Source organism: Sporichthya polymorpha DSM 43042 (genome assembly GCF_000384115.1).
Lineage (GTDB): Bacteria > Actinomycetota > Actinomycetes > Sporichthyales > Sporichthyaceae > Sporichthya > Sporichthya polymorpha.
The window spans coordinates 1,238,951-1,265,376 of record NZ_KB913029.1 but is presented as its reverse complement, the minus strand read 5'-3'; the positions used below and the strand labels follow the sequence as shown (position 1 = coordinate 1,265,376).

26 protein-coding genes and 1 tRNA gene are annotated in these 26,426 nt (G+C 70.2%); 17 read left to right on the top strand and 10 right to left on the bottom strand.

What is annotated here, in order from left to right; all coding sequences use genetic code 11:
- Positions 1-6 precede the first annotated feature (6 nt).
- Together SPOPO_RS0106265 and SPOPO_RS0106260 are read right to left on the bottom strand one after the other, a co-directional pair.
- The gene (locus SPOPO_RS0106265) at positions 7-843 is read right to left on the bottom strand and encodes a hypothetical protein (protein ID WP_019873935.1); all 837 of its coding nucleotides are present in this window, start codon (positions 841-843) and stop codon (positions 7-9) included.
- Positions 840-1,820 carry a spirocyclase AveC family protein gene (locus tag SPOPO_RS0106260; RefSeq protein WP_019873934.1) on the bottom strand — a complete coding sequence of 327 codons (981 nt, stop codon included), beginning with the start codon at positions 1,818-1,820 and terminating at the stop codon, positions 840-842. Before SPOPO_RS0106260 ends, SPOPO_RS0106265 begins: the two co-directional genes overlap by 4 nt.
- 83 nt (positions 1,821-1,903) lie before the next feature.
- On the opposite strand from SPOPO_RS0106260, the gene SPOPO_RS0106255 reads away from it, so the two are divergent.
- The 3 genes from SPOPO_RS0106255 (at position 1,904) to SPOPO_RS0106245 (ending at position 3,398) form a co-directional block, all read left to right on the top strand.
- Positions 1,904-2,662 (top strand): transmembrane-type terpene cyclase, encoded by a 759-nt coding sequence (locus tag SPOPO_RS0106255; protein ID WP_156869615.1) that lies wholly within the window; start codon positions 1,904-1,906, stop codon positions 2,660-2,662.
- A 117-nt stretch (positions 2,663-2,779) separates the two neighbouring features.
- Positions 2,780-3,268, top strand: a complete 489-nt coding sequence (locus tag SPOPO_RS0106250; RefSeq protein WP_019873932.1) for a CAP domain-containing protein — start codon at positions 2,780-2,782, stop codon at positions 3,266-3,268.
- A 53-nt stretch (positions 3,269-3,321) separates the two neighbouring features.
- Positions 3,322-3,398 (top strand) — tRNA-Thr (locus tag SPOPO_RS0106245).
- A 9-nt stretch (positions 3,399-3,407) separates the two neighbouring features.
- Here SPOPO_RS0106245 and SPOPO_RS34215 read toward each other — a convergent pair.
- The gene (locus tag SPOPO_RS34215) at positions 3,408-3,569 is read right to left on the bottom strand and encodes a hypothetical protein (protein WP_019873931.1); all 162 of its coding nucleotides are present in this window, start codon (positions 3,567-3,569) and stop codon (positions 3,408-3,410) included.
- 91 nt (positions 3,570-3,660) lie between these two features.
- Between SPOPO_RS34215 and SPOPO_RS0106235 the strand changes: the two genes are divergently transcribed.
- Positions 3,661-4,302: a CoA transferase subunit B gene (locus SPOPO_RS0106235; RefSeq protein ID WP_028984559.1), complete on the top strand. Its 642-nt coding sequence runs from the start codon at positions 3,661-3,663 to the stop codon at positions 4,300-4,302.
- Between the two features lie 81 nt (positions 4,303-4,383).
- On the opposite strand, the gene SPOPO_RS32465 is transcribed toward SPOPO_RS0106235, so the two are convergent.
- Entirely contained in the window at positions 4,384-5,664 is a 1,281-nt protein-coding gene (locus tag SPOPO_RS32465) for a sulfotransferase family protein (protein ID WP_019873929.1), read from the bottom strand.
- 45 nt (positions 5,665-5,709) lie between these two features.
- Positions 5,710-6,927 carry a DUF1214 domain-containing protein gene (locus SPOPO_RS32460; RefSeq protein ID WP_019873928.1) on the bottom strand — a complete coding sequence of 406 codons (1,218 nt, stop codon included), beginning with the start codon at positions 6,925-6,927 and terminating at the stop codon, positions 5,710-5,712.
- Between the two features lie 92 nt (positions 6,928-7,019).
- On the opposite strand from SPOPO_RS32460, the gene cysD reads away from it, so the two are divergent.
- From cysD to SPOPO_RS0106205, 4 genes are read left to right on the top strand one after another with little or no spacing between them, the layout of a single operon-like run.
- A complete protein-coding gene (cysD, locus tag SPOPO_RS0106220; RefSeq protein ID WP_019873927.1) occupies positions 7,020-7,919 on the top strand; it encodes a sulfate adenylyltransferase subunit CysD in 900 nt (299 codons plus the stop codon).
- Positions 7,919-9,847 (top strand): sulfate adenylyltransferase subunit CysN, encoded by a 1,929-nt coding sequence (gene cysN, locus SPOPO_RS0106215; RefSeq protein WP_019873926.1) that lies wholly within the window; start codon positions 7,919-7,921, stop codon positions 9,845-9,847. Before cysD ends, cysN begins: the two co-directional genes overlap by 1 nt.
- Entirely contained in the window at positions 9,844-10,473 is a 630-nt protein-coding gene (locus SPOPO_RS0106210; protein WP_019873925.1) for a TetR/AcrR family transcriptional regulator, read from the top strand. Before cysN ends, SPOPO_RS0106210 begins: the two co-directional genes overlap by 4 nt.
- 49 nt (positions 10,474-10,522) lie before the next feature.
- Complete coding sequence (locus SPOPO_RS0106205) at positions 10,523-12,022, top strand: ABC transporter substrate-binding protein (RefSeq protein WP_019873924.1); 1,500 nt, start codon at positions 10,523-10,525, stop codon at positions 12,020-12,022.
- Between the two features lie 101 nt (positions 12,023-12,123).
- Here the strand turns inward: SPOPO_RS0106205 and SPOPO_RS32455 are convergent, their stop codons facing one another.
- Positions 12,124-12,735, bottom strand: coding sequence for a TetR/AcrR family transcriptional regulator (locus SPOPO_RS32455; RefSeq protein ID WP_019873923.1), 612 nt, complete (start codon positions 12,733-12,735; stop codon positions 12,124-12,126).
- Between the two features lie 138 nt (positions 12,736-12,873).
- On the opposite strand from SPOPO_RS32455, the gene SPOPO_RS0106195 reads away from it, so the two are divergent.
- From SPOPO_RS0106195 to SPOPO_RS0106155, 9 genes are read left to right on the top strand one after another with little or no spacing between them, the layout of a single operon-like run.
- Positions 12,874-14,022: a spirocyclase AveC family protein gene (locus SPOPO_RS0106195; RefSeq protein ID WP_019873922.1), complete on the top strand. Its 1,149-nt coding sequence runs from the start codon at positions 12,874-12,876 to the stop codon at positions 14,020-14,022.
- A complete protein-coding gene (locus SPOPO_RS0106190; RefSeq protein WP_020629228.1) occupies positions 14,019-15,299 on the top strand; it encodes a hypothetical protein in 1,281 nt (426 codons plus the stop codon). Before SPOPO_RS0106195 ends, SPOPO_RS0106190 begins: the two co-directional genes overlap by 4 nt.
- A complete protein-coding gene (locus tag SPOPO_RS35045) occupies positions 15,290-15,655 on the top strand; it encodes a hypothetical protein (protein WP_028984558.1) in 366 nt (121 codons plus the stop codon). Before SPOPO_RS0106190 ends, SPOPO_RS35045 begins: the two co-directional genes overlap by 10 nt.
- Positions 15,652-15,918 carry a hypothetical protein gene (locus tag SPOPO_RS0106180; protein ID WP_019873921.1) on the top strand — a complete coding sequence of 89 codons (267 nt, stop codon included), beginning with the start codon at positions 15,652-15,654 and terminating at the stop codon, positions 15,916-15,918. Before SPOPO_RS35045 ends, SPOPO_RS0106180 begins: the two co-directional genes overlap by 4 nt.
- Positions 15,915-17,897 (top strand): branched-chain amino acid ABC transporter permease, encoded by a 1,983-nt coding sequence (locus SPOPO_RS28045; RefSeq protein ID WP_051098286.1) that lies wholly within the window; start codon positions 15,915-15,917, stop codon positions 17,895-17,897. The genes SPOPO_RS0106180 and SPOPO_RS28045 overlap by 4 nt, the downstream gene beginning before the upstream one ends.
- Positions 17,898-17,922: 25 nt before the next feature.
- Positions 17,923-19,377 (top strand): ABC transporter substrate-binding protein, encoded by a 1,455-nt coding sequence (locus SPOPO_RS0106170; RefSeq protein ID WP_019873920.1) that lies wholly within the window; start codon positions 17,923-17,925, stop codon positions 19,375-19,377.
- Between the two features lie 28 nt (positions 19,378-19,405).
- Positions 19,406-19,960 (top strand): hypothetical protein, encoded by a 555-nt coding sequence (locus SPOPO_RS0106165; RefSeq protein ID WP_019873919.1) that lies wholly within the window; start codon positions 19,406-19,408, stop codon positions 19,958-19,960.
- Positions 19,936-21,648 carry a nitric oxide reductase activation protein NorD gene (locus tag SPOPO_RS0106160; protein ID WP_019873918.1) on the top strand — a complete coding sequence of 571 codons (1,713 nt, stop codon included), beginning with the start codon at positions 19,936-19,938 and terminating at the stop codon, positions 21,646-21,648. The genes SPOPO_RS0106165 and SPOPO_RS0106160 overlap by 25 nt, the downstream gene beginning before the upstream one ends.
- The gene (locus SPOPO_RS0106155) at positions 21,645-22,472 is read left to right on the top strand and encodes a CbbQ/NirQ/NorQ/GpvN family protein (RefSeq protein ID WP_019873917.1); all 828 of its coding nucleotides are present in this window, start codon (positions 21,645-21,647) and stop codon (positions 22,470-22,472) included. The genes SPOPO_RS0106160 and SPOPO_RS0106155 overlap by 4 nt, the downstream gene beginning before the upstream one ends.
- Here SPOPO_RS0106155 and SPOPO_RS35040 read toward each other — a convergent pair.
- The 4 genes from SPOPO_RS35040 to SPOPO_RS0106135 are packed head-to-tail and all read right to left on the bottom strand — an operon-like array spanning position 22,454 to position 26,404.
- On the bottom strand, positions 22,454-23,122 hold the full coding sequence (locus SPOPO_RS35040; RefSeq protein WP_084670904.1) for a TetR/AcrR family transcriptional regulator: 669 nt from the start codon (positions 23,120-23,122) through the stop codon (positions 22,454-22,456). The genes SPOPO_RS0106155 and SPOPO_RS35040 overlap by 19 nt on opposite strands.
- The gene (locus SPOPO_RS32445) at positions 23,119-23,754 is read right to left on the bottom strand and encodes a TetR/AcrR family transcriptional regulator (protein ID WP_019873915.1); all 636 of its coding nucleotides are present in this window, start codon (positions 23,752-23,754) and stop codon (positions 23,119-23,121) included. Before SPOPO_RS32445 ends, SPOPO_RS35040 begins: the two co-directional genes overlap by 4 nt.
- Entirely contained in the window at positions 23,751-24,797 is a 1,047-nt protein-coding gene (locus tag SPOPO_RS0106140; RefSeq protein ID WP_019873914.1) for a spirocyclase AveC family protein, read from the bottom strand. The genes SPOPO_RS32445 and SPOPO_RS0106140 overlap by 4 nt, the downstream gene beginning before the upstream one ends.
- Positions 24,794-26,404 carry a phytoene desaturase family protein gene (locus SPOPO_RS0106135; protein WP_019873913.1) on the bottom strand — a complete coding sequence of 537 codons (1,611 nt, stop codon included), beginning with the start codon at positions 26,402-26,404 and terminating at the stop codon, positions 24,794-24,796. The genes SPOPO_RS0106140 and SPOPO_RS0106135 overlap by 4 nt, the downstream gene beginning before the upstream one ends.
- Positions 26,405-26,426 lie beyond the last annotated feature (22 nt).

The following is a 26,426-nucleotide window of genomic DNA, read 5'->3' as shown; positions in this document are numbered from 1 at the left end:
GTGTCGTCAGGCCGGAACGGCCTCCCGCTCGCGCTGCTCGACCGGCGCCGCGGTGGCGGTGGCGGTGTTCAGCGGCCCGAACAGGTAACGGCCCATCAGGTAGGCGGACGCGCCGGCGATGCACACGCCGGACAGAGCGGCGAGGCTGCGCCACGCGCCGTGGATGTCCATGTTGATCGTGGCGTAGGTCGGCCAGCCGGCCCACAGCTGCCACGCGGAGAAGCAGCACGGCACGAGCGCGATCGACGTCAGGCCGCCCTTGACCACGCCCCACTGGCGGATCGCGATGCAGAGCAGGAATCCCGCCAGCATCTCGCCGTAGTTCACCGGCACCCACCACAGCGGGAAGTCGGTGCCGATCCGCCACGGCTGCTCGCCGTAGTAGTCGTAGGCGCTGGTGATGATGAAGCCCTCGAGCACGATGTTCATGACGGCCTGGCCGAGGACGGCGTAGCCGAAGATCTTCCAGCTGCGCGAGGCGAAGGCCTTGTAGAACACGAAGCAGGCGACGCCGCCGAAGCCCGTGTAGACGAACATCGCCCAGTACGGGTAGTGGACCGGCTGGGCGAAGTCAGGGAACTGCGTCCAGGCGATGTGGTTGCCCTCGTGGAAGCGGAGTTTGCCGAGCGCGTCCCAGATCGGCTCGTTGAGGTTGCAGAGCACGCTGCCGAGCAGGCAGAACGCCAGGATCGGCGAGCGGCGGAACACCACCTCGAACAGTGCCCAGAGCACGAACGCGCCGGCCATGATCGCCGAGAGCGTGAAGAACGCGTCAGCGCGTTCGGAGGAGATCGTCGGGATCTGGGTGATGTCCCGCTCAGCTGTCAGTGCCGCCACGATCATGGCCAGATTCCTTTGAAGTAGGGACCGGGGACCCCGGCCTCGGCGTAGTTCCCCTTGGGGTCGTAGACCTTCGTGTTCTCGTAGATCCAGGGCGCGAGCGTGTCGCCGCTGTCGGTCAGGCGGAACGACGCCCACACGGCGTTGTAGGGGAGGTAGGCGATCGCCGTGACGAGCACGGTGACGCCGAACTGCTTCAGGGCGCGGGTGTCGCGGGAGTAGCTGATCCAGAGCAGGACGCCGACGGCCGCGGTGATGAACGACAGCGACAGCGGGTCGTGCCACGAGTACTGCCACGGCGTTCCGCCGCGGACCGCGGCCCAGTCGGGGATCTGGGTGTAGGTCCAGTACCCGATGCGGCACATGAAGAGGTTGACCAGCACCCAGTTGATCGGGACCGCGATGACGAACGTGATGCCGAAGACCGTCCACAGCGGGCGCCGTGGTGAGCGGCCGGTCTCCCGGGCGCGCCGGCGCAACAGCGTCACGACCGCGAGCGCCGGGAAGAGAAACAGGTAGGGGTAGGCGACCTTGTTGATGATCGGTTCGGTCGTCGGGGAGACGTCGAGGATCGGCCAGTCCGTCGGGTAGTGCAGGAGTCCGGGGTTCATCGCCGCGGACGAGGTCCAGTTCGCGAACGTGTCGGCGAACGCGCCCATGACGAACAGGCCGGCGAGCACCGGGAACGCGGGGTGCAGGCGGGCGTTCCGGCGCGACCAGACGGTGAAGTACGCGAGGAACGACGTGGTGGCGATCAGCGTCGCGATCTGGACGGTGGAGATCCAGTGGTCGTAGCCCCACAACTGTGGCCACGACTCCGCCGGCCGGTCGGCGAGGATCCGGCCCTCGGGGCCCTTCTTCGCCGTGATCAGGATCGTGAGGACGAGCGCGCCGGCCGCGGCGGCCCCGAGAATCAGGCGCGGTCGGGGGACCGGGCGTCGGGTGACGTCCGGGCGTACCTCTTCGGCGAGGACGGCCACCGGACGAGCGTCCTCCAACACTGACGAATCTGTCAAGATGTCAGTAATTGTGGACGGGCAGGTCGGGCGGCAGAATGGGCGCCATGAACGAGGGCTACGACCCCCAGGTCGTCATCGACAACAGCACCGGTGGCCTCTCGATGGCCGTCATCCTCGTGCTCATGGCGGTCGCCGGCATCGGCGGCTACATGCAGTACGTGGGCGCGATCCGGCGTGGGGCGCGAGACCGGCAGTACTGCATCCCGCTGGTGACGAACCTCTGGAACTTCGCGCACGACGTGACGTTCGTGCTGAGTTTCGAGTCCTGGTACGACGACGAGAACGAGCTCTGGATCCTCAAGCTCTTCTGGGTCGGGCTGATCGTGTTCTCGCTCATGGAACTCGTGGTGATCTCGCACATCATCCGGTACGCGCGCGAGGACCTCTGGGGCGCCGGCTGCAGCGTGCCGCGGGCGATCGCGATCTACTCGGCGATGCAGGCCTTCGTGTTCGGGATCTTCTGGTGGTTCCAGGGGATCACCGACGATCCGCTGGAGTACTACGGCCTGACGACGACCGTGATCATGGCGTCGGCGTTCAACATCTCGATGATGCGGTCGCGCGGCGACCGGCGCGGGATGAGCGAGTTCATCCTGTGGGGTTATCTGACGCTCTCGTGCGGGTTCTGGCCCTGGATGATGGTCTCCGACCCGGACCACTTCACCCACCCGGTCTACATCCTGATCGCGGTCGGGAACATCGCGATCGACATCGTCTCGATCGCCTACTACCGCAGCCTTCCCGAGTACGCGCCGCCGGCGTCCGAGCGTCCGGCGGAGCGGGAATCGGTGCCTACCGGGTGATTCGTCCGATCTGAGCGGGCGTCAGTCAGGCGCCTCACAGCTGGTCTCGCTCAGGTCGGCCGCTCCGGTGTCCGAAGAGAGTCGCAACTGCCGATTCTCGATGACACCGGGGGATCCATGCGTGCCCGCGCGCCGCGGCTGTTGGCCGCCTTCGCTCTGACGTTCTCGCTGTTCGGGGGGACCCTCGGGGCGACTGTGGTCACCGCCGAGCCCGCCGAGGCGCGCAGCATGAGCATCAAGGAGCAGCGGCGCGCGATCGTCAAGAAGACGAACAAGATCCGCAAGGCCCACGGGTGCCGGGCGCTCAAGGTCCGGCCGAAGCTGAACCAGGCCGCCCAGCGCCACGCCAAGGACATGTCCCGCAAGCGGTACTTCAGCCACACGTCCAAGGACGGCACGAGCTGGGTCACCCGCATCCGCCGGACCGGCTGGCGGCAGCCCGGCGGCGAGAACATCGCCCGCGGGTACTACAGCGCGTCCTCGGTCATGTCGGCCTGGATGCACTCACCCGGCCACCGGCGGAACATCGTCAACTGCCAGTTCCGGAACATCGGCGTCGGGTACGTGAAGTCCGGCAACTACTGGGTCCAGGACTTCGGGTACTGACCCGCTCCGGCCATGCCGTAAACTCCCCGCGTCGGGGAGCTCGCTCCCCGTCCGCCGCCTTAGCTCAGTCGGCCAGAGCAGCTCACTCGTAATGAGCAGGTCGTCGGTTCGATTCCGACAGGCGGCTCCACCAGGGCTTTTACCCTTGCAGCAGGACCTCGCGGAGCCGGTCCAGCCCCTCGGGGCCGACCCCCGCGGCCGCCCGGTAGGCCTCGATCGAGCCGTGCTCGGCCGGCAGCCGGTCCCGGGCGCCGTCCAGGTACAGGAGCACCGCGATCACCAGGCCGCCGTCGGCAGGCACTCCGAACTCTCTAACGTCAGCGGAATCGCGCGCTATAGCGCACGATCCCGCTGACGTTACGGGGTCTCGGGCGCGGCAGTACGGTCATGCCGTGGCGTTGACGCGGGAGCAGATGGCGGCCCGGGCGGCGGCGGAGCTGCGGGACGGCTGGTACGTCAACCTGGGCATCGGGTTGCCGACGCTCGTGCCGAACTACGTCGCCGACGACGTCGAGCTCGTACTGCACTCGGAGAACGGCATCCTCGGGGTGGGCCCGTACCCGCGGGAGGACCAGCTCGACCCGGACCTCATCAACGCCGGCAAGGAGACCGTCACCGTCCGGCCGGGGGCGACGTTCTTCGACTCCGCGCTGTCGTTCGGGATGATCCGCGGCGGCAAGATCGACGTCGCGATCCTCGGTGCCATGCAGGTCTCCGCCGCCGGTGACCTCGCCAACTGGATGGTCCCGGGCAAGCTCGTCAAGGGCATGGGCGGGGCGATGGACCTCGTCCACGGCGCGAAGCGCGTCCTCGTCCTGATGGAGCACGTCGCGAAGGACGGCTCGTACAAGATCGTGAACGAGTGCTCGCTCCCGTACACCGGGCGCCGCGTCGTCCACCGGGTGATCACCGACCTCGCGGTCCTCGACGTCACCCCCGACGGGCTGGTTCTCCGCGAGACCGCGCCGGGCGTCACCGTCGACGAGGTCCGGGCGAAGACCGAACCCGACTTCGCCGTCGCGCTCACCCCGTAGCGCTGTCAAGAAAGGGTGACACCCCTTACTCCGCAGTAAGGGGTGTCGGCGCCCTTCTTGACACGGCGGGGGCCGGTTGGGCTACTCGTTCTCGACCCCGAAGTAGGACTGGTACGGGGCGAAGGCGGCGCGTTCGTAGGCGATGGCCTGGTCGGAGCCGAGCTCGTAGCTGTGGCGCCGGAACGGGGTGCTGGCCTGGTACTCGGCCATCGCGGCGCGGCCGGCGTCGGTGAGTTCCATGTCGAAGGTGGCGTAGATCCGCTCCACGACGCCGAGCGGGTCGTCGCGGAACTCGGGGAACTGAACGTTCATCAGTTGATCCTTCGGGACCACGCCGCCGGTGATCCACTGGATCGGCATGCAGAGCATGCCGTTCACCATCTGCGCGTTGGTGTGCTGCTCGAAGGCGCCGTCCTTGAGCGGGTGGTCGCTGCGGGCCCAGTTCATCGTGCCGACGAGGTCGACGAGCGACGCGAGAGCCTTCACCGGGTCGCGGTGCATGTAGACGAGGTTGGCGTCCGGGTAGACCTGCAGGACCGCGGGCAGCTCGAGCGTCGCGAACGGGGACTTCCACACCCAGCGCTTGCCGGGCTTGCGCCACTGCAGCATCTGCAGCAGGCGCTTCTCCTCGCGGTAGTTGATCGTCGGGTCCTGGCCGAACATGTAGCCCATGTAGCTCGGAACCTGGCCGACCACGGCGGACAGCCACGCCGGCGAGCGGAACGTGATCGAGTGCAGCAGGATGTTCTCCTGCGCCTCCCAGCTCGCGAAGACCTGCATGCCCGTGACCTCCGGGACGATGCGGTTCACCATCGTGACCATCGGGTCGAGCGCGGCGATGCGCGGGTCGGTCTCGTAGGTCGCGGTCTCCGGCGGCGGGCAGGGCGCGATGCTCTCCCAGGTGCGCAGGACGCGGTTGTCGGGGTCCGCGCTCATCAGCTGGTGCAGCGCGGTCGAGCCGCACCGGCCCTGACCGATGATCAGCAGCGGAGCGACGATCTCCTCGTCGTTGATCTCCGGGTGCTCCTTGAACACCTGGGCGACCTGGAGCCGGGCGCACAGCGCGTTGAGGATGTCGTTGCGGGCCATCAGGCGGCCGAGCGGGTTGAGCTCCGCCTCCTCCTCCAGCGCCTGAATCAGGACGCGGAACGGCTCACGCCAGGCGCCGTCGTTGAACTCGTCGTCGAAGTCCGACAGGCCGGTCCGGGCCATCGCCGAGTTCAGCAGCGACGCCTCGTCGAGCGGCACACACCCGACCATGTCGAGGTGGCCGAGCTCGGTGTTCAGCGTCGTCACCCACTCCGGGCGCTCACGGGGAACCCAGTGCGAGCGGCGGTCGGCGTCGGAGGAGTAGTCGGTCATGAGGGGGGCTCCAAAGGTTGGGACGACGGGTGAGGGATCGTCAGGTCACTGGGCGACGAGGCGGGCGGCCTCGGTGCGTCGACGTTCGATCGCGGCCGCCCGCTGCTTGGGCGTGCAGCGCGGGCTGTCGGCAGGTAGCAGGTTCGGCAGGTCCGCGGCCTTGACGACGCGCAGCTCGGGGACCGTCGTGTCGGCGGGCGAGCGGTAGTTCCGCATCACCACGGTGCCCTCACGACGTCCGCAGGTGTCGAGCCAGTTCGGCACGCCGGGGTCGCTCAGGCTGACGACGATGCGGACCTTGCCGTCCGCGTCGACGTTCGCGCGGTTCATGTTCAGGTCGGTCTGGTGGTTCAGGTAGTCGAGCGGACGCGACCAGACGTCGCCGACCTGGAAGCTCCAGTACGCCGAGACCGGGACGTCCCACTCGATGAGCAGGGCCTCGTCGGGTTCGATGCGGAAGGCGGCGGGGACGTAGACCGTCGAGCGGCTGCCGATCAGCGAGTCCTTGACCTCGGCACCCGGCATGGTCGCCCAGGTGTTCACGCCACCCGCGCGGGCGGCGTAGAGCGTGTGCAGCCCGATCGTGAACGCGTTGACCAGGTAGCGGACGAGGTGCGCCGCGGCGGCGATCGACTCCGCCGCCTCGGCCGTCGGATCGGTGACCTCGGGAGCCGGGGTCGCGGAGGTGAACTCGAAGCCGCCGAGGTCGTCGGTCCAGTTGCCCAGAATGCGGCGCATCACGAGCCAGTTGAACGCGGAGTCGGAGTCGAGGCGGATCCAGTTGCCCGGGTGCTCCTGCGCACTGAAGACCAGATCGATCGTGCCGTCGGGGTTCGCGGCGAAGTCGTCGTAGTCGTAGTTGCCGATCTCCTTGGACTCCGGATCGCCGAGGCACTTGTTGTGCACCTGCGTCAGCCAGAGCTTGCTCTCCCCGCGGCGGATGCGTGCGGAGTAGGTCCGCCGGCCGTCGAGGAACAGGCCGGTGTACTTGAAGTCCTGGATCGGTTGGCCCAGTGCGAGCAGGTTGTCGTGCCAGGTCGAGTGGTTGAACACCCGCGGGTGCTCCATGTACCGCCGCGGGGCGACCGCGATGTTGTACGCCATCGCCTGCGCCTCCAGCAGCGACTGGTACGCCGCACCCCGCTGGGCCGGGTCGTTCCGGAAGCGGTCGGTGTTCTCGATCGCCGCCCGCACGTCCTCCGCGGTGGAATGCCAGAGCTCCCACGCGGCCTTCAGCGCAGCGTCTGCCGAGAAATCAGTCACGACCAGCCCTTTCGTCGGGGGTTGTGGAGTGAGAGCCAGGTCACTACGGTACAAACCGAGCGCTCGGTCGGTAAAGACCCTGGAGGAGATTCGTGACGCTGACTCATCTGCAACGTCTGGAGGCGGAGAGCATCGCGATCCTGCGGGAGGCGGTGGCGGAGTCGCAGCGGCCGGTGATGCTCTACTCCATCGGCAAGGACTCGGCGGTGATGCTGCACCTGGCCCGGAAGGCGTTCGCGCCGGGGCGGTTGCCGTTCCCGTTGCTGCACGTGGACACGACGTGGAAGTTCCGGGCCATGTACGAGCTCCGGGACCGGGCGGCCGCGGCGGCGGGCGCGGAGTTGATCGTGCATGCGAACCCGGAGTGTGTGCGGCTGGGGATCAATCCGTTCGACCACGGCTCGGCGATGCACACCGATCTGTGGAAGACCGAGGGTCTGAAGCAGGCGTTGGAGGCGGGGCGCTTCGACGTGGCCTTCGGTGGAGCGCGCCGGGATGAGGAGAAGTCGCGGGCCAAGGAGCGCGTCTTCAGCGTCCGGACCAAGGACCACCGCTGGGACCCCAAGCAGCAGCGCCCCGAGCTCTGGCGGCTCTACAACTCCCGCGTGCACCCGGGCGAGAGCGTGCGCGTCTTCCCGCTCTCGAACTGGACCGAGCTCGACGTCTGGCAGTACATCGGGCGGGAGAACATCGAGATCGTGCCGCTGTACTTCGCGGCCGAGCGTCCGGTGGTCGAGCGGGACGGGACGCTGATCATGGTCGACGACGACCGGTTCCGGTTCCGGGACGGCGAGAAACCGACGATGCGCAAGGTGCGTTTCCGGACCCTGGGCTGCTACCCGCTCTCGGGCGCCGTCCCCTCCGAGGCGGACAGCCTGACCGGGATCGTGCAGGAGATGTTGCTGACCACCACGTCCGAGCGGCAGGGGCGGCTGATCGACCACGACTCGAAGGCGTCCATGGAGAAGAAGAAGCAGGAGGGGTACTTCTGATGGGCACCCCGCTGACCAACGCGACGCAGAACGCCGACCTGGACCTCGCGGCCACCGACATCGAGGCCTATCTGCACCGGCACGAGCACAAGACGCTGTTGCGGTTCATCACCTGCGGGTCGGTGGACGACGGCAAGTCGACCTTGATCGGGCGGCTGCTGTACGAGTCGCAGCAGATCTTCTCCGACCAGCTCGAGGCCGTCACCGCGGACAGCCGGACGATGGGCACGCAGGGCGGCGAGCTCGATCTCGCGCTTCTGGTCGACGGTCTGGCGGCCGAGCGGGAGCAGGGCATCACGATCGATGTCGCCTACCGGTTCTTCAGCACCGACAAACGCAAGTTCATCGTCGCCGACACCCCCGGGCACGAGCAGTACACCCGGAACATGGTCACCGGCGCCTCGACCGCGGACCTCGCGGTGATCCTCGTCGACGCCCGCAAGGGGGTGCTGACGCAGACCCGCCGGCACTCCTACCTGGTCTCCCTGCTCGGGATCCGCCAGGTCGTGCTCGCGATCAACAAGGTCGACGCCATCGACTACGACCAGGACCGGATCGCGGCGATCGACGCCGACTACCGCGAGTTCGCGGCGAGCATCGGCCTGGAGAACGTGACGACGATCCCGACCTCCGCCCTGCTCGGCGACAACATTCTGACGCAGTCTCAGAACATGCCCTGGTACGACGGTCCGACCCTGCTCGGGCACCTCGAGAACGTGCCGGTCCCGGACCTCACCGCCGAGGCGGCCTTCCGCATGCCGGTCCAGACCGTCATCCGCCCGGACCTGGACTTCCGCGGCTTCGCCGGGCAGCTCACCGCCGGACGGATCCGCCCCGGCGACGAGGTCCGCGTCCTCCCGGGTGGCCAGACCACCACCGTCGCAGGGATCCACACCCTCGACGGCGAGCTGCCCGAGGCCGAGGCCGGCCAGTCGGTGACGCTTACGCTGGCCGACGAGATCGACGTCAGCCGGGGCGACGTGCTCGCCGCCGCGGGGAATCCGCCGGAGGTGGCCGACCAGTTCGAGGCCGACGTCGTCTGGATGGCCGAGGAGCCGCTGGTGCCCGGTCGGCACTACCTGCTCAAGATCGGCACCCGCACGGTCGGTGCGACGGTGTCACCGCCGAAGCACCGCGTCGACGTCAACACCCTCGCCCACGTCGCCGCGAACACCCTTGAGCTCAACGAGATCGGCGTCGCGACGCTGACCCTCGACCGGGCCGTGCCGTTCGAGCCGTACACGCAGGACCGCAACCTCGGTGGCGGGATCCTGATCGACCGGCTGACCAACAACACCGTCGGGGCGGTGCTGCTGCACTTCGCCCTGCGGCGTTCGACGAACGTGCACTGGCAGGCGGTCGACGTCGACCGCGAGGCCCGTGCCTCGCTCGCCGGCCACCGCCCGCGCGTCGTCTGGTTCACCGGCATCTCCGGCGCCGGCAAGTCGACGCTCGCGAACCTGGTCGAGCGTCGCCTGCACGCCGACGGCGTCCGCACCTACCTGCTCGACGGCGACAACGTCCGCCACGGCCTGAACAAGGACCTCGGGTTCACCGACGCCGACCGCATCGAGAACATCCGCCGCGTCGGCGAGGTCGCCTCGATGATGGCCGACGCCGGGATCGTCGTCCTCGTCTCGCTGATCTCACCCTTCGCCGAGGAGCGTGACCAGGTCCGCGCGAAGCTGGCCGAGGGCGAATTCGTCGAGGTCTACGTCGACACCCCGTTCGAGGTCGCCGCGGCCCGGGACCGCAAGGGCCTGTACCGCAAGGCCGCGCAGGGCGAGCTGCCGAACCTGACCGGGACCGGCTCGGCCTACGAACCGCCCGCGGATCCGGAGGTCCACGTCCGGACCACCGAGGTCGACGCCGAGACCGCGGCGACGCAGGTCGTCGACTACCTGAACCGGACGGGGCTGCGCCCGTGACCGAGCCCATCACGACCGAGGCGCCCGCCCCGCGCGTCAAGCGGGTCCGCGACGCCGTGGCGACGGAGAAGCGGATCCTCGACACGGCCGAGGAGATGTTCGCCCGGCGCGGGCTCGATGCCGTCACCACCAAGGAGATCGCGGCCGGTGCCGGCGTCGCCGTCGGCGCGCTGTACCACCACTTCGCGAGCAAGGACGCGATCTACGCGGCGGTGGTGGAGCGGGCCTTCGGCGGCAGTTCGGTGATCCCGCCGGAGACCCGGGATCCGGCACGGTCGGCTCGGGACCGGCTCGAACTGCTGCTGACCTGGTACCTGCAGGCACTGGTGGACAACGAGATCTTCCGGGGCCTGCTGAACCGTGAGGTGCTCACCCCCCGGTCGAACATGCCGCAGTTGCTCGACCGTGGACTGTTCGCCGAGCCGCTCTCGTTGTTCTCCGAGATCCTGCGCGAGATCGACCCCGACCTGGACGCCGAGCTCGCGATGGCGTCGACGTTCGCGCTGCTGTTCGGGCTGACGAACCTGCGCTCGCTCTCGGGCTCCTACCCCGCCGTCCAACGACTGGCCACGGCGGAACAGATTGCCGCCCACACCGTGCGACTGGTGCTCGACGGATTGACCTGATGCCCCCTCAGGTCGTCGCACCGCACCACTGCTCCAGGAGGACGCATTGATGTTGAAACTCCGAACCCGCCAAGTCGCGGCGGCGGCGCTGATCGGCGCCCTCGCCCTCGCCGCCGGCTGCGGCAACCGCGTACCGCACGAGCAGGTCGCCGCTGTCGGCAACGGCTACGGTCCCGTCGACGCACAGTCCGACAACGCCGCCGGCGCGCCGGTCGCCCCCGGCGCGGTCCCGGGCGCCGACGCCGGTGCCGGCGTCGCCCCGGGCGTCGCCGTGCCGGGCGCAGGCCCGACCGCGGCTCCGGGGTCGAGCTCCGGGACGGGTGACACGCCGGCCCAGCCCGGGTCCCCGACCGCGCCGCGACCGGGCGCCGGCCAGAACCCCGCGCAGCCGGGCGGGGCGGCGGGCGGCGGCAGCAAGCCGTGCACGACGCCGCTGAAGCCGATCGTCCTCGGGCAGACGCTCGCGACCTCCGGCCTGGTCGGCGCCTCGATCTCGGGCCTGCGGACCGGCCTCGCCGTCTGGGCCAAGGAGGTCAACGCACGCGGTGGCGTGCAGTGCCACCCGATCCAGCTGATCCAGCTCGACGACGCCTCGGACCCCGCGCGCGTCGCGTCGAACTGGAACACGCTGGTGAAGGACCGCGGCGCGGTCGCCGTCGTCGGCGCCGGCGTCCCGATCGCGATCGCGGCCCTGCGAACGGCCGCCGAACGCGACAAGGTGCCGGTCGTCGGCGGTGACGTCGTTGCCGGCGACTGGACCCAGAGCCCGTACCTGTTCCCGCCCGGCGCGGCCCCGCTCACGGCGAACGACGGCGCCCTCGTCCAGGCCGCGCGCAACGCGCAGGGCGCGCCGAAGACCGGTCTCTTCTACTGCGTCGAGGCGTCGATCTGCTCGGCGATCAAGAACGGCTTCCAGCGCAGCACCGAACTGGCGAAGGCCGCGCTCGGCCCGATCCAGGCGGTCTCGCTGACCCAGCCGGACTTCACCTCCGAATGCCAGACGATGAAGTCCGCCGGGGTGAACACGCTCTTCCTCGGCCTCGACGGGTCGGCGATCATCCGGGCGGTCCGCTCGTGTGCGTCGCTGAACTACTTCCCGACGATCGCCACCGGAGCCGTTGGCGTCAGCGCCGCCGTGGCGGCCGACCCCGGCGTCCAACGCAACTCCATGTATCTCGGCAACGGCGTCGTGCCGTTCATGACCACCGACACCCCCGGCATCCGTGCGTTCCACGACGCGTTTGCCCGCTTCGCCCCCTCCGCGAAGGAGGAGCAGCAGGCCCTGCTGGGCTGGACCGCGGGGAAGCTGTTCGAGGCCGCGCTGGCCAAGGTTTCCGACCAGGCTCGTGCGGGCGACGTCAGCACCGCCCGCATTCTCGAAGGGCTGTGGAAGCTGAAGAACGAGAAGCTCGACGGCCTCAGCCCCGGCGCCACGTTCGCGAAGGGATCCACGGCCAAGGCGCTCGAGTGCTACTACCCGATCAAGCTCGACACCAAGGGCTTCTCCGCCCCCGCCGGCTCCAAGGTGGAGTGCTTCGGCAAGGGTTGACCCCGGCGTTTCGGTGTCACGAAAGGGTGACACCCCTTACTGCGGAGTACGGGGTGTCACCCTTTTTCGATGGCTCTCTGAGGCTGTGTCAGTTCCGCGGGTCAGGCGCGGTAGTCGAGCACGCGCCAGATGATGTCGGTCATGCCGGCGGCGGCGGCGTCGACGCGGGACGGGTCGCGCAGGATCTGGTGGCACGAGCGCTCGAACATCCAGGTGAACAGCTCGGCGATCATGTCGGGGTCGGGAGACTGGCCCGGCCGGCTCTCCCAGCGTCGGCGGAACTGCTCGGCGGCCTTCTCGGTGACCTCGCCCATCGAGGTCTTCCAGATGGTGGCCATGGCGGCGTCGTACTCGGCGACCTCGATGATCGCGGCGAGGACGCCCCAGTTCTCCGCCCACTGGCCGACGATCGTCCGCATCAGCAGGTGCACGGACTCGCGGGTCAGCTTGGGGTCCGCGAGCACCTCGGCGCCGATCTGGTCGCGCCAGGCGACCTGGTCCTCGGCGAGCGCCGCCATCAGCTCGGACTTGTCCTTGAAATGGAGGTAGAACGTCGCGCGGCCCATCCCGGCCTCCGCGACGATCTGGTCCACCCGCAGCGTGGCGACGGGAGCGCCGCCGGCCAGCAGGCGCTTCGTCGCCTCCAGAAGGTCGCTGCGCGTCGCGGGCCCCGTGCGACGTCGGTCCGTGCGGGGGCGCGCCGGCGAACTCATCGAACCTCCACGAATCGGGTCGAAGCCGCCCAAAGGCTTGACCGCTCCCAATTAGATAGACATAGTGTCTGTCTATCAAGTGACGCGGCCCACCACAAGGCGTACGTCGTTTCCCGAAACTTATGAGGAGGCCCCGGCATGGCCACCACACACCTGCCGCCGCGCAGTGGCCTGGACGCCTCGCGTCCGGTAGCGCCGACGGCGCCGAAGCGGATCCGTCCCATCACCTGGTGGGCGGCGCTCGGCTTCGGCTTCCTCGCCTTCGCGGCGTACTTGATCGTCGCGTGGCTGGTGGCCGGCGAGCCGCACCGCGTCGGCACCGGCGAGACCCCGCTGCCGACGTGGATGAAGATCTGCCTGAGCGTGCAGCAGTACGGCCTGTTCGCCGGGATGCTCGCCCTGATCCTGTTCAAGGCGGTCCTTCCCTTGCGCCGGACCGGGTCGGTCCCGCTCGACGGTCTGATCGTCATCTCGTTCTCGTTGATGTGGTGGTCCGACCCGCTCTACAACTACTTCTCTCCGGGCTTCAACTACAACACGTACTTCATCAACGCCGGCTCGTGGATCGGGCACACCCCCGGCTGGATGTCGCCGAACGCGGAAGAGATCCCGCAGCCCCTGCTCTGGCTGCCCGGCGTCTACACCTGCGCGTTCTTCCTGATGGTCCTGATCGTCACGACGCTCATGCGTAAGACCCGAGAGCGGTACCCGAGCATGAGCGCCATCGGGCTGTGCGCGGTCGCGTTCATCCCGATGATGGTCGTCGGCACGATGTGGGAAGCGGCCTTCATGGTCATGGGCTCGCACCAGTACGGCGCGAGCATCAGCTGGCTGACGCTGAACCACGGCAACTACTACGGCTTCCCGGTCTACCAGGGCATCACCGCGAGCCTGCTCTACACGAGCTGGGGTGCGCTGCGGTTCTTCCGCGACGACCAGGGGCGTTCGTTCGCCGAGGCGGGCATCGACCGCCTGAGCGTGTCCAAGCGGGTCAAGGGCGCGATGCGTTTCTTCGCGGTCTCGGGCGCGATCACCGCGATCTTCTTCGTCTTCTACCACCTGCCGAACGCGCTGATCTCGCAGCGCGGCGACGCGTGGCCGCAGGACGTCCAGGAGCGGTCGTACTTCATCAACGGCTACTGCGGTGCCGGCACGGATGTCGCCTGCCCGAACCCGGATCTGCCGATCCCGCGGGGCGAGTCGTCCCTGCGCGTCGGCCCCGACGGCAAGCTCGTCGTCCCCGACGGCACGACCATCCCGGTCGCCCCGGCGGTGAAGACGCAGTGACGACCCGCAGCCACCGGCGCCGTCCGCGGCGCCTGCGGCGAGCAGCGACCGGCGCGGCGGCGGTGTCCACCGCCGCGCTGGTCACGCTGCTCCCGACGAGCAGTGCACTCGGTTCCGCCACGGCGGAGCCGAGCAGCACCACGACGCTGAGCGCGTACCACGGACAGGCCTCCGCCAACGCTGCCTACTTCCTGGCCGCGCTGCCGCGCTTCCTCATCATCGAGAACCTCGTGAACGGCGGCGGTCCGACTGCCCAGGCCGCGCTGAACTCCCTGGGGTCCAGCACCGGCTTCGCGTCGTTCCCGTACCCCGGCGACCTCGCCATCGCGGCGCCCGGTCTGGCGGGCACGCTGTCGGGCAAGCCCGTCCCCACCTATCCGTTCGTCGTGACCAGCCAGTACCCGAGCGCCCAGGAAGTGAGCCTGGACCAGCCGGGGTACCACCTCGACTCGGTCGCGCGCGAGCGCGAGGCGCGCTCGGTCGCGCAGGCCGGCGCACGCCTCGCGCCGAGCGCCGATGAGGCTGGTGCCTTCGCGACCGCCGAGGTCGTCCGCACGGCGGAGAACTTCGTCTCCGCCGCGGAGTCGCGGCTCGACCTGCAGCTCGGTGTCGTGGCGATCCACGGCGCGGTCTCCCGCGCCGAGGTAGCCATCGACAACGCGGGCAAGGTCGTCCGCACTTCCGACTTCAAGGTCTCGAGCCTCTCCGTGAACGGCGTCGGCGTGGCCGTCACGGAGGAAGGTGTCAGCCTCATCGGGTCGGTGCACCCGGCGCAGAAGTCCCTGACGGTCGGCAACACGACGATCCGTTATGTGGAGGCATCCAGCACCGAGGACTCCGTGCTAGCTCCGGGTCTGCAGATCTCCACGCCCATGGACGTCCCGGCGCCGGTGGGGCGCACCGTGGTCACCGACTTCGTCATCGGCCGGTCCTTCGCTCAGGCGACCGGGAGCTCCGCTCCGGCCGTCGGCAGCACCGCGGGCAGCACGGACAACAGCGCTTCCGGTCTCGCGGCTCCAGTGTCCACGGTGGGCGGCGTCGACAACGTCGCCGCCGCGCCGGTCATCCCGGGCGTCGGCACCGGCGTCCTGCCGACGGGGGTCGCGCCGGTCACCCCGCCGGGTACGCAGGCCTTCGCCCTGGCCAACACGCAGCCGGGCGCAGTGTCGCTCCCGTCTCTGGGCGCCTACCCGTACATCGCGGGTGGCGCCCTTCTTTTTGTCCTCGTCAGCGTCGGAACGCGTTGGGTTGTGGGAGTGAGACGTTCATGGAGCTGATCCCCTGGTTCACGTTGCAGTGGGACCGCATCGTCGGAGCCGTCCTCGTGCTGCTCGGTGCCGTCGTCCTGATCGCCGGGTGGATCGGCGCCAGCGGCGAGGTCTACATCGCCAACCAGTTGCCCTACTTGCTCTCCGGCGGGCTGGGCGGCCTCGCCCTGATCGGCGTCGGCGCCACGCTCTGGTTGTCCGCCGACCTCAGCGACGAGTGGCGGACGCTCGACCGCCTCGACCCCGCGCGCGGCACGGAGTCCGACGCGGCGCTGGCCGAGCGCGTGCGGGAGCTCGAGCTCCACGTCTCGCACCTGTCCGGCCTCCTGAACGGGGCGGCCCAGCACGAGCGGGTGCGTACGTGACCTCTCGGGACGGACGGCCGCGGCCGGCCCTGTTCGCCGGCCTGATCGCCGTGGGCCTGGTGCTGATCGGCCTGTCCTGGGTCACCGCGAGCGGTGAACTGCGGTACGAGGACCAGTTGACGGCGCTGAACGTCGGCATCGTCGGCGAGATCGTGGTGCTCGCATCCTGCGCGGGCTATCTCGTGCTGTACCGACGGACCGTGCGGCGACGCGTCCAGCGCGTCCAGCGGGTGCGAGGCGCCGACGTCGAGGCGCTCGGATGAACGAGTACCTGCCGTTCATCGTCATCGGCATCGTGTCCGGGTCGGTCTACGGCCTGGCCGGCGTCGGTCTCGTCCTGACCTACCGCACCTCCGGGGTGTTCAACTTCGCCCACGGGGCGATGGCGACCGCGGGTGCGTACCTGTTCTACGAACTGCAGGTCCGCAACGACATCCCGTGGCCGATCGCCATGGTCATCTGCGTCGTCGGGCTCGGTGCGACGCTCGGTGTCCTGCTGGAGTTGCTGGCCCGCCGCCTGACGCGGGCCCCCGTCGCGGTCGTGGTGGTCGCGACCATCGGTCCGCTGCTGATCATCCAGGCCATCGCCACGATCCGGTACGGCGCGGCGACGTTCACGACCGAGGACTTCCTGCCGACGAACACGTTCCACCTCGCGGTGGACATCGGCTACGACCAGCTGATCATCACCTGCGTCGGTGTGGCCGTCAGTGCCGGTCTCGCGGTGCTGCTCACGCGGACCCGACTCGGCATCGCGATGCGAGGGGTTGTCGACGACCCCGAGCTGATCGAGATGACCGGCTTCGACGCCGCGCAGGTGCGGCGCCTGGCCTGGATGATCGGCGGCGGCGTCGCGGTCCTGTCCGGCGTGCTCATCGCGCCGACGTTCGGCCTCGACCCGATCCGCCTCACGGCGCTCGTCGTCCAGGCCTTCGGAGCGGCGGCGATCGGGCGGTTCCGCAATCTGCCCTGGACCTTCGCCGGCGGCCTGATCATCGGCGTCCTCGCGGCGCTCGGGCAGAAGTACGCCGCGTCCCACCCGCAGTTCCAGGGTCTCCCGTCGAGTGTGCCGTTCATCGTGCTGTTCGGTGTCCTGCTCGTCGTCGGACGCCGCGGGCTGCCGACGGCCCCGCTGGTCCGCCGCCCCCAGTTGGAGCGGTTCACCGCCCCGCCGAAGGGTGTCAGCGTCACGGCCGGGATCGCCGCCCTCGCCGTGGTGATTGTTCTGCCGGACCTGGTGGGGACGAAGCTGCCGGTCTACATCAACGCCGTCGGCTTCACGATCATGTTCCTGTCGCTCGGTCTGCTGGTGAAGGTCGCCGGTCAGGTCTCCCTGTGCCACGCCGCGTTCGTCGCGGTCGGCGCGGTCGCATTCAGCCGCCTCAGCGTGGACGCCGGGCTGCCCTGGTTCCTCGCGCTGCTCGGCGCCGGCCTGATCACGCTGCCGATCGGGGTGATCCTCGCCCTGCCGGCGATCCGCCTGTCGGGGATCTATCTCGCCCTGGCGACCTTCGGCTTCGGCGTCCTGCTGGAGAACCTCGTCTACCGGTCCTCGTGGATGTTCGGGGTCAATGCCCGGCGCGACGCGCCGCGGCCGGACCTTCCGGGCGTCGGCGTGGCCGACGACCGGCAGTACTTCTACGTCGCGGTCGGGGTTCTGCTGGCCTGCATCGTGGCCATCGTCGTCCTCCAGAGGTCCCGGCTCGGCCGACTACTCCGCGCCCTCGCGGACTCGCCGCTGGCGCTGTCCACCTACGGCACCGGGACGACGACGACCCTCGTCCTGCTGTTCGCGATCTCCGCGTTCTTCGCCGGCGTTGCCGGTGCGGTCATCGCAACCGGCGCGCAGGCGGCGGGTGCGGGCGGCCTCGGCTCGCTGCAGTCGCTGCTGTGGGTCGCGGTCCTCGCCATCACCGGCAATCAGCTGATCCGGTCGTCGGTCCTCGCGGCCGGGCTGCTGACCGTCATGCCGTCCTACCTGCCCGACGACTCGGGCAACTACCAGACGGCCGCGTTCGGCGCGCTGGCCATCGTCGCGGCGTTGGTGGCGGCCAGTCAGATCGACGTCGTCGAGCGGATCAAGAGCAGCTTGATCGCTCCGGCCCGGCGCGCGGGATCAAATCGGCGCACGGTGCGCACCCTCGACCGGAACTGGCGTTCGCCGCGTTCCGCCCGGCGTGCCGACGCCCTACGTCCTCACCCTCAGCACGATCAGAAGGAGCTCGTCGATGTCTCGCAGTAGGTCCGGTCGCGTTTCGCGGAGCGCGGTGACGCTGCTCGCCCTGGCGCTGGCCGCCTCGCTCACCGGGTGCGGAAACCGCAACCCCGAGGCCGAGGTCGCTGCCGCCGCCGGCGTCGGCGCCGTCAGTGCACCGCCGGCCGTCGCGGACCCGGGTGCGGGCGTCTCGGGCGCGGCGGCCGACGCTCCCGCGGGTGGTGTCGCCGGCCCGGCCGCGGCGCCCGCTGCCGGCGCACCGGCGGCGGGTGGTGCGGCGGCCCCCGCGACCGCCGGGACGAACACCGGCACCAAGCCGGCCGCCGGTGCCGGTACGGCCGCAACGGCCGGCGCCGGCAACAGCGGCACCGCCAAGACCAACACCCCGAAGGTCGCCAACCTCAGCCCGATCAACGTCGGGCTCGTCGGCACCTTCTCCGGTCCGATCGGCGCGCTGGTCGGTGGGACCACCACCGGGGCGCGCGTCTGGGCCAGCCACGCGAACGCCAATGGCGGAGCGAACGGCCACCCGATCAACGTGCTGGTCGGTGACGACGGCGGCGACCCGGCCCGCTACAACTCGCTCGTCAAGGAGTTCGTGGAGCAGCGGAACGTCATCGCGTTCGTCCAGAACACCCTCGGCTTCGCTCCGGCGGGCAACAACGAGTACTTGAACGCGAAGAAGATCGTGACCTTCAGCTCCGAGGGCGGTCTCAACCAGTTCTACGAGAACCCCTACACGGTCACGGCGTTCCCGGCCGGCGACATGTTCGCCAAGGCCATCATCGGCGCGGTCGCGCAGGAGGCCGTGCGCGCCGGCAAGACGAAGGTCGCCTCGTTCGCGTGCAGTGACTTCAGCATCTGCGACCTGTTCGACGCGACGTGGAAGGACCCCGCCTACATGAAGTCCATCGGCCTCACGCCGATGATGGCGGCCCGGCCTTCGCTGACCCAGCCGGACTACACGGCCAACTGCCTCGCTGCCAAGCAAGCCGGCGCCGACCTGCTCGTCTTCGGGATGGACTCGGCCAGCATCGAGCGGTTCGCCTCGGACTGTGCGCGGCAGAACTACCGGCCGATGCTCGGCACGGGTGACATCGTCGTGAACGCCGGGCTGCCGAAGGCGGACGTCGTCGACGGCATCGTGATCGGCACGAAGATCGCGCCGTGGACGGCGACGAACGTCGAGGGCGTGCGGACCTTCATCGACGCGCTCGCTCGGTACGCCCCCGGTGTGGCGCCGGACGGCAGCAACATCCTCGGCTGGGCGGCCGGTGCCTTCTTCGGCGCGGCCGCGGTGAACCTGCCGGCGGAGAACCCCACCGCGGCGGACGTCTTCAAGGGCGTCTACCAGATCAAGGGGGAGTCGCTCGGTGGCATGACGTACCCCCTCGACTTCACCAAGGGCAAGAGCGCCCCGAAGAAGCTGTGCTTCGGGATCGTCGTCGTCAAGGGCAAGAAGTTCACCCAGGGCCCGGGCCCGGCGTTGAACTGCCCCAAGGGCTGATCGCGGCGCACGAACGGAAGGAGTCGTCATGAAGATCGCCACGCGGTGCGGTGTCACCGCCGGGATGCTCGGAGTACTGCTGGGCAGCGCTCCCGTGGTCGCGGGGAGCGCGCAGGCCGCCGAGTTGCCGAACACGCCGGTGCCGACGACGGCGGCCGGACCCTGCCCCGCGGCGCGGGTGACCGGGTTCTCCGCGCTGCTGGACGCACTCTCGACCGGCTCCGTCGCGGGCCCGTCCGTGGTGTACGGCATCGCGCTCGCCGCGCTCTCGCAGCCGCTGCCGGACCCGCTCGGCACGGCGCAGGCCCAGTTCCTCGCCCAGGGTGCACAGGGCGTGCAGCAACTGCGCACCGAGGCACCCGGGTACATCGACCAGGTCCGGGCCGTGATCGCACCGTTCGCGGCGGGCAACGAGATGGCCAATCAGGGCGTGGACGCGTTCGCGGACGGTCTCGACGCACTCGCGGACACGGGCGGCAAGGCGATCGCTCCGGGTGACCTAACCCTCCGTCAGATCGCTGTCCTCGTGCGAACCGCCCGCGAGAATCCATCGACGCCGTGCTCGACGAACTCGATCGACTGAACCTGCTCGCCTCCGCGGTCGCGGGTCGCTCCCTCACGGTGGCCCCCGCGACCGGCGAGCGGGCCTGGACCGACGGCCGGACGATCTTCGTCCCGCCGACGGATCCGGCGCTCGTCGAGGCGACCGTGCTGACCCAGGCGGCGCTGATCGCGGCGGGGGGTCTCGACCTCGCGATGGTCAAGCGGCTGGCCGGGCACCGTCGGCTGCACCCCCGGTACCTCGCCCTCGAGGTGGCGCGGGCGGCGACCACGGTTCCGGTCCTGCCGCCCCGCGTCGCTGCTCGAATCGCGGGTGCCGTCCCCGGCCCCTGCTCCGCCAGCGCGGCGGAGTCGCTGGCCTGGGCGCAGGAGCGGCGGCGTCCGATCGCCGGACCGCCCCCGTGGTTCGGGGAACTGAGGCCGGGTCAGGTCCGGCGAGCCGCAGTTGCGGACTCTGGTTCGACTCCGATCTCGCCGGCGGACGACCTCCGCCTCGACGGGGGCGTTCCCGAACTCGACCCCGACGAGGCCGAGTCCTCGCGGGTCCTGGAGATGTTCTCCATGCCGGGGTCCAGCCCGCTGTCCTCGGTCTTCCGCAAGCTGCTCGGCATGGGCCGGTCGCCCGGCGAGGGTGGCGGCGGGGGCGGGGACAACTCGACCGGCGAGGACCGCGGGCCCGGACGGCCGGGCGAGCACGCCCGACGGCTCGCCGTGGCGTTGCCGGGGCGGGTCGTCGACAGCCGACCCGTCCCGCGGGGATCGCACTATCCCGAATGGGACGTCCGGAGGCAGGTGCTCCGGCCCGACCGCTGCGTCGTCGCCGAGTTCGACCCTCCGGAGGTGGAGCTCGACGGGTGTCCGCTCGTCGTGGAGGACCGCGCGCTGCGCCGACAACTCGCCGCGTTGGGCCACGCCGCCGAGTACCGCACGGGCCACGAGTCCGGCGACGTTCTCGACCTGAACGCACTCGTCGACCTGGTCGCCGACCGCGCGGCCGGGGACACCCGCGAGGCGCGCGTCTATGCGCAGCCGCGGCGGACCGGACGCGACCTCGGCGTTCTCGTCCTGCTCGACGCGACCTCGTCCAGCGCCGACTCCGTCGACGGCCGTCGCCAGTACGACGAGCACCGCCGGATCGTGGACGCCCTGACCGGGGCACTCGACCGGCTGGGCAACCCCGTCGCCGCGTTCGGGTTCCTGTCGGCGGGGCGGCAGGACGTCCGCTTCCTGCGTGTGAAGTCTTTCGCCGACCGTTACGACTCCGGCGCCCGGAAACGCCTGGCTCGCATCGAACCGCACGGCTTCACCCGTCTGGGCGCCGCGGTGCGCCACGCCACCGCCGTCCTGGAGCGCGAGGCGGGAACGACTCGACGTCTGCTGGTGATGGTCGGGGACGGCTTCCCCTACGAGTCGGACTACGAGGGCGACTACGCCGAGGCCGATTGCCGTCACGCGCTCCACGCGGCGATCGCCCGCGGCGTCGGCTGTGTGCGCATCAGCGTGGACGCCGGCCACGGCCCCGATCCCGCCGTGGACCGGATCTGGCAGGAGCTCCCGCAGGCCCGACTCGTCGACGCCGGGGCGCTGCCCGCCCACATCCGTCCGCTGTTCGCCCGGGCCGTCCGCACCGCTGCGGCCAGCCGACGTTCCATCCGCTCGGCCGAGGCTCCGGTCCCGGCCCGGCGGCGAGGAGGAGGAGTACGCGCATGACCCTGACCACGACGACCCCCACGCCGGCCCTCATTGCGACCGGCGTACCCCGCTACGTGCCGGTCGGCAACGAGGTCGAGCTGTTCCGCGCGGCCCGACGCGAGGGTCTGCCGGTGATGCTCAAGGGGCCGACCGGGTGCGGCAAGACGCGTCTGGTCGAGCATGTCGCCGCCGAGGCGGGCGTGCCACTTTTCACCGTCTCCTGCCACGAGGACATGACCGCCTCCGACCTGCTCGGCCGTTACGTCCTCTCCGGTGGGGAGACCGTGTGGCAGGACGGTCCGCTCACGCGCGCCGTCCGCGAGGGCGGGATCTGCTACCTCGACGAGATCGTCGAGGCACGCCAGGACGCGACCGTCGCGATCCACTCGCTCGCCGACCACCGCCGCGAGCTGAACCTGGAACGGCGGGGCGGCGAGGTGCTCCGCGCCGCGGAGGGTTTCCAACTGGTCATCAGTTACAACCCCGGGTACCAGAGCGTCCTCAAGGACCTGAAGACGTCCACCCGCCAGCGCATGGTCGCCGTCGAGCTCACCTATCCCTCGCCCGAGGTGGAGCTGAACATCCTGCGCGGCGAGGTCGACGTCCGGGCGGAGGACGCGCAGGCGCTCATCCGCCTCGGCGCCGCCATCCGTCGTCTCGACGACGCCGGCCTGCGCGAAGTCGCCTCCACCCGCACACTCATCACGGCGGCCTGTCTCATCCGCGCGGGCATCGGGTTCGTCGACGCCGCCACCGCCGCGATCGCCGGCACCCTGACCGACGACGAAGGTCTGCGCGGCGGCCTGGTCGCGATGATCGCGTCCTACGCCCCGGACGCCTGAGTCGACCGGCCGGGTTCCGTCGCGGCGGCGAGGAGAGCGGTCGCGGCGAGCCGGACCAGCTCCGCCCGGCTGTCGACGTCGAGCGCGTCCGGGTCCGGCACGTCGAAGAGTGCCGCGTACGCGGACACCGAGACGAAGGTCGCGAAGGCGCTGCGGGCCGCGAGGGCGATCCCGACGCCCGGCGTCGCCCGCCCGACCGCGTCCCGCGCGCCGCGGTCGAGCACGCGGAAGAGCTCGCGCCGCACGGCCTGGACCTCCGCCGTGAGTTCCGGGTCGCCGGTGATCGGCAGGCCGTGGTTGAGCAGCCCGGCCAGCATCACCCGGTTGCCCTCGACGACCGTCAGGACATGGTTCGCCCAGTTCCGCGCGCTCGTCTCGGGCTCGACCTCGGGCCGGCGGGTCCATCGGAACTCGCGGATGAGCCAGGGAGACGACTCCAGGATCGCGACCCGGTAGAGCCCTGCCTTGGAACCGAAGTGACGGAAGATCAGTGTCTCCGCGACACCCGCCGCGGCGGCGATCCGCCGCGTGGCGGTGCCGTCGTACCCTTCGCCGGCGAAGGCGTCACGGGCGGCGGTGAGGATGCCGTGCTGCACCTCCGCCGAGGTCCGGCGCCGGGGTCCGCGTGGCGCCGGAGCCGCGGCGGTCATGCCCGGCCGCGAGGTGGCCGGTACTCGAACACGCGCCAGAGCACCTCCGAGATGGCGGCGATCACGGAGTCGCGGGCCGACCGGTCGCGCGTCAGCTGGTGCGCCGAGCGTTCGAACATCCAGGCCAGGACCTTGCCGAGGGTCTCCGGGTCGTCGTACGCGCCCGTCCCGCCGCCCCAGTGGGCGGACATCAGCTTCGCGCCCATCTCGCCGACCTCGTGGACCGCATCCATCCAGTTCTGGTTCACCGCCGCGTCCTGCTCGGCGAGTTCAATGAGCGCTTCGAGCAGGGGAGCGTCGTCGATCCAGCGGTCGACCATCTCGGTGACGACGGCGTTCACCGCGTCCCGGCTGATGTGGGGGTCAGCGAGGGGTTCGGCCCCGATCACGAACCGCTGCTCCACGATCTCGTGGGCCAGGCGGATCATGACCTCCTTCTTGTCCGCGAAGTGGAGGTAGAAGGTCGCGCGGGAGAGGCCGGCGGCACTCGCGATCTGCTCGACGGACAGTGTGGAGAACGGCTCGCCGGCCAGCAGCAGCGCGCGCATCGCGTCCACGATGGCGGTCTGCGTCGCCTCCCGACGGCGGGCGCCGGTCCGCGCCTGCACCGTCTCCGGAGCCTTCTTGCTCATTCAGTCGTGCCGTTCTGCAGTCGGTCGAGGTATTCGGACGCACACATCGGCTTGCCCTCGACGCCACAGTAGGCGGCCGGGGCGAGGTAGGAGGGGAGCTCGACGTAGGTGTCCGCCGACATCGAGGCGTACCCGTAGGGCAGGAAGTAGCTCAGCGCCGACGCCGTGCAGAAGCCGGTCACCGCGCAGAACGACATCGCGTGCCGCCGCCACTCGGCGATCGGGAGACGGTCGACGCCGCGCTCGACGGCGGAGCGCCCGGTCTCGTCGACCGAGTCGCGCAGCCAGGTGACCATCAGGCCGAACACGGCGGCGAACAGCGCCTGGTAGAACGGGTACTGGTACACCTCGCCGGTGAACACACTGAAGTTGCTCGGGACGCCGGGGAAAACGTAGAGCTGCGGCAGGACCAGGAAGATCATCTCGACGACGAACGCGAGCGGCGTGAACGCCACGAAGACGGTCGCGTAGAGGGTCGGGTTGCTCGCCCGGGGGCAGCGGCGCCGCAGCCACCGCAGCGCCACGCAACCGGCCATGGCGGCGAAGAGCCCGAAGTACATGTAGAGCTGCGGGGCCCACAGCAGGCCCTCGGCGAAGCGTTCCTCGTCGGCGCTCCAGCCCAGCGGGAGCCACGGGCCCCACGAGCCGTAACTGACCGAGTGGGCGTTCATTGCGAACGCGGAGTTGAAGACGTTCAGCGTCGGGTCGACGACGTAGGCGAACATCATCCCGAGCAAGATCTTGCCGTCGATCGGCACGTGCCGACTCCGGCGCCAGGGGCGGATCACCCAGCACCACAGCATGACCACGCCGGCCGCCGTGGCGGTGATCTCGAACGTCCGCAGGTACCAGAGATAGTCGTAGGAGTCCGTCCCCGTTTCGGCCCGGGTGAAGTTCCCGGAGAGGATCCACCGCGTCCAGCAGTAGGCCGTCAGCGCGATCGTGAGCGCACCGACCGCGGACCAGAAGGTCAGGGGGCCCGGACGCCGCTGCGGCGCCGGGCCGGCTGCGGTCGGCGTGGGATGCTCGTGCAGGGCGGTCACTTGTGCTGCTTCCGGCGGTCGCGGAGGAGTTCGCGGGCGACCATGTAGCCCGGTGCGCCGGTGATGCCGCCACTCGGGTGCGAGCCGGACCCCCCGAGGTACAGGCCGGGGACCGGGGAGCGGTAGCCGGCGAGGCCGCGGGCCGGGCGCCGCGGGCCGCCGCGGCTCAGCGTCATGTCGACGTGCGTGATGTTGCCGCCGCTCGCCCCGACCAGGGCCTCGAAGTCGGTGTTGGTGAGGACGCGGCGGCCGATCTCCAGCGTCTCGACGCCGTCGTAGAAGCGGCCGAGCTTCGCGACGACGGCGTCTCCTGCTCGCTGACGCATCGTCAGGCCGGCGCTGTCGGCGGTGTCCCAGCCACCCTCGACCTCGTAGGGCGCGACCGCGAGGTAGCAGTAGAAGTTGTCCTGTCCGGCGGGCGCCTGGGACGGGTCCACGCCGGTCGGGATCACGTTCCACATGCTGAAGTCGTCGGAGTGGGGCAGCAGGCCGGCGGCGGAGCGGGCGAATGCTCGCTCGATACCGTCCTCGGTCGCGAGCACGTGCATGGGGCGGCGCAGGTCGAGTCCGTCTCCGCGGCGCTTGGCGTAGCGGTCCAGGGAGAGTCGGCCCGAGAACGCGAGGTCGACCTTCATCTGCCCGTAGCCGCCGTTGCGCACCGCGATGTTGTCGACGCGCGAGCGGAGCTTCGCCGGGAGTGCGGATTCCGGCAGGAGCTTGCCGAGGGCGGTCTTGGGGTCGCAGCTCGCGACGACGGCCTCGGTCGCGGCGATCTCCCGGCCGTCACGGAGCTTGACGCCGACGGCGCGGCCGTCCCGGACCAAGATCTCCGCGACCGGGGCGTTGACCTCGACCCTCCCGCCGTGAGAGGTCAGGCGCTTCGCGAGGGCGTTGGGCAGTGACTGGATACCCCCAAGGGGGTGCTGGTGCGAGTGGCGGTGCTGGTTGGCGAGCCAGAGGAAGCCTGCGCCGCTGCCGTCGGCGGAGTTGGGGATCGTCGACCCGGCCGCGGCGTGCAGTGCGTTGCGGACGACGGGGTGGGTGAAGCGGTCGGCGATCGCCTCGGCCGCCGTCCCGGTGGCGAGGGCCGCGATGTCGCGCAGGTACTTGCGGTGCCGCAGCGCGTGCCGTGCCGTGCGGGCGAGGGGCCGGACGTCGAACCGCACCGGGTTCGCCACGAAGTACGCGAGGGCGATGTCACTGAAGGCGCGCAGCAGGCGGGCGAATTCCAGGTAGGACGCGGCGTCCACCTTGGAGTACCGCTCGATCTCGCGCGCCGTCTCCCGCGGGTCCTCCCAGAACGCGAGCGAGGCGTCGTCGGGGTCGAGGTACACCAGGCCGGGGTCGACACGCACCCGCCGAAGGCCGTAGCGGTCGAGGCCGAGCTCGGTCGCCGGTGGGAACGAGTCCCAGAAGAAGGGGTCGAACGAGTACGGGTGCGTCAGGTGGTCCGGCGCCGCCGGGATCGCACGCTGCGACGCGGTGAAGCCGCCGATCTCGGGGTTGGCCTCGACGACGAGCACCCGCCGGCCGGCGTCGGCGATGTAGTTCGCGGCCACGAGCCCGTTGTGGCCCGCCCCGATGACGATGACGTCGACGTTGTCCATGTGTGCACCCTCGCCAGAAATA

Coding starts and splice junctions, on each gene's coding strand:
- SPOPO_RS0106195 (WP_019873922.1), top strand. CDS start 12,874: ATGGCCACCACACACCTGCCGCCGCGCAGTGGCCTGGACGCCTCGCGT.
- SPOPO_RS35040 (WP_084670904.1), bottom strand. CDS start 23,122: ATGACCGCCGCGGCTCCGGCGCCACGCGGACCCCGGCGCCGGACCTCG.
- SPOPO_RS0106255 (WP_156869615.1), top strand. CDS start 1,904: ATGAACGAGGGCTACGACCCCCAGGTCGTCATCGACAACAGCACCGGT.
- SPOPO_RS32465 (WP_019873929.1), bottom strand. CDS start 5,664: ATGACCGACTACTCCTCCGACGCCGACCGCCGCTCGCACTGGGTTCCC.
- cysN (WP_019873926.1), top strand. CDS start 7,919: ATGGGCACCCCGCTGACCAACGCGACGCAGAACGCCGACCTGGACCTC.
- SPOPO_RS0106155 (WP_019873917.1), top strand. CDS start 21,645: ATGACCCTGACCACGACGACCCCCACGCCGGCCCTCATTGCGACCGGC.
- SPOPO_RS0106265 (WP_019873935.1), bottom strand. CDS start 843: ATGATCGTGGCGGCACTGACAGCTGAGCGGGACATCACCCAGATCCCG.
- SPOPO_RS0106250 (WP_019873932.1), top strand. CDS start 2,780: ATGCGTGCCCGCGCGCCGCGGCTGTTGGCCGCCTTCGCTCTGACGTTC.
- SPOPO_RS0106205 (WP_019873924.1), top strand. CDS start 10,523: ATGTTGAAACTCCGAACCCGCCAAGTCGCGGCGGCGGCGCTGATCGGC.
- SPOPO_RS32445 (WP_019873915.1), bottom strand. CDS start 23,754: ATGAGCAAGAAGGCTCCGGAGACGGTGCAGGCGCGGACCGGCGCCCGC.
- SPOPO_RS0106135 (WP_019873913.1), bottom strand. CDS start 26,404: ATGGACAACGTCGACGTCATCGTCATCGGGGCGGGCCACAACGGGCTC.
- SPOPO_RS35045 (WP_028984558.1), top strand. CDS start 15,290: ATGGAGCTGATCCCCTGGTTCACGTTGCAGTGGGACCGCATCGTCGGA.
- SPOPO_RS0106165 (WP_019873919.1), top strand. CDS start 19,406: ATGAAGATCGCCACGCGGTGCGGTGTCACCGCCGGGATGCTCGGAGTA.
- SPOPO_RS28045 (WP_051098286.1), top strand. CDS start 15,915: ATGAACGAGTACCTGCCGTTCATCGTCATCGGCATCGTGTCCGGGTCG.
- SPOPO_RS32455 (WP_019873923.1), bottom strand. CDS start 12,735: ATGAGTTCGCCGGCGCGCCCCCGCACGGACCGACGTCGCACGGGGCCC.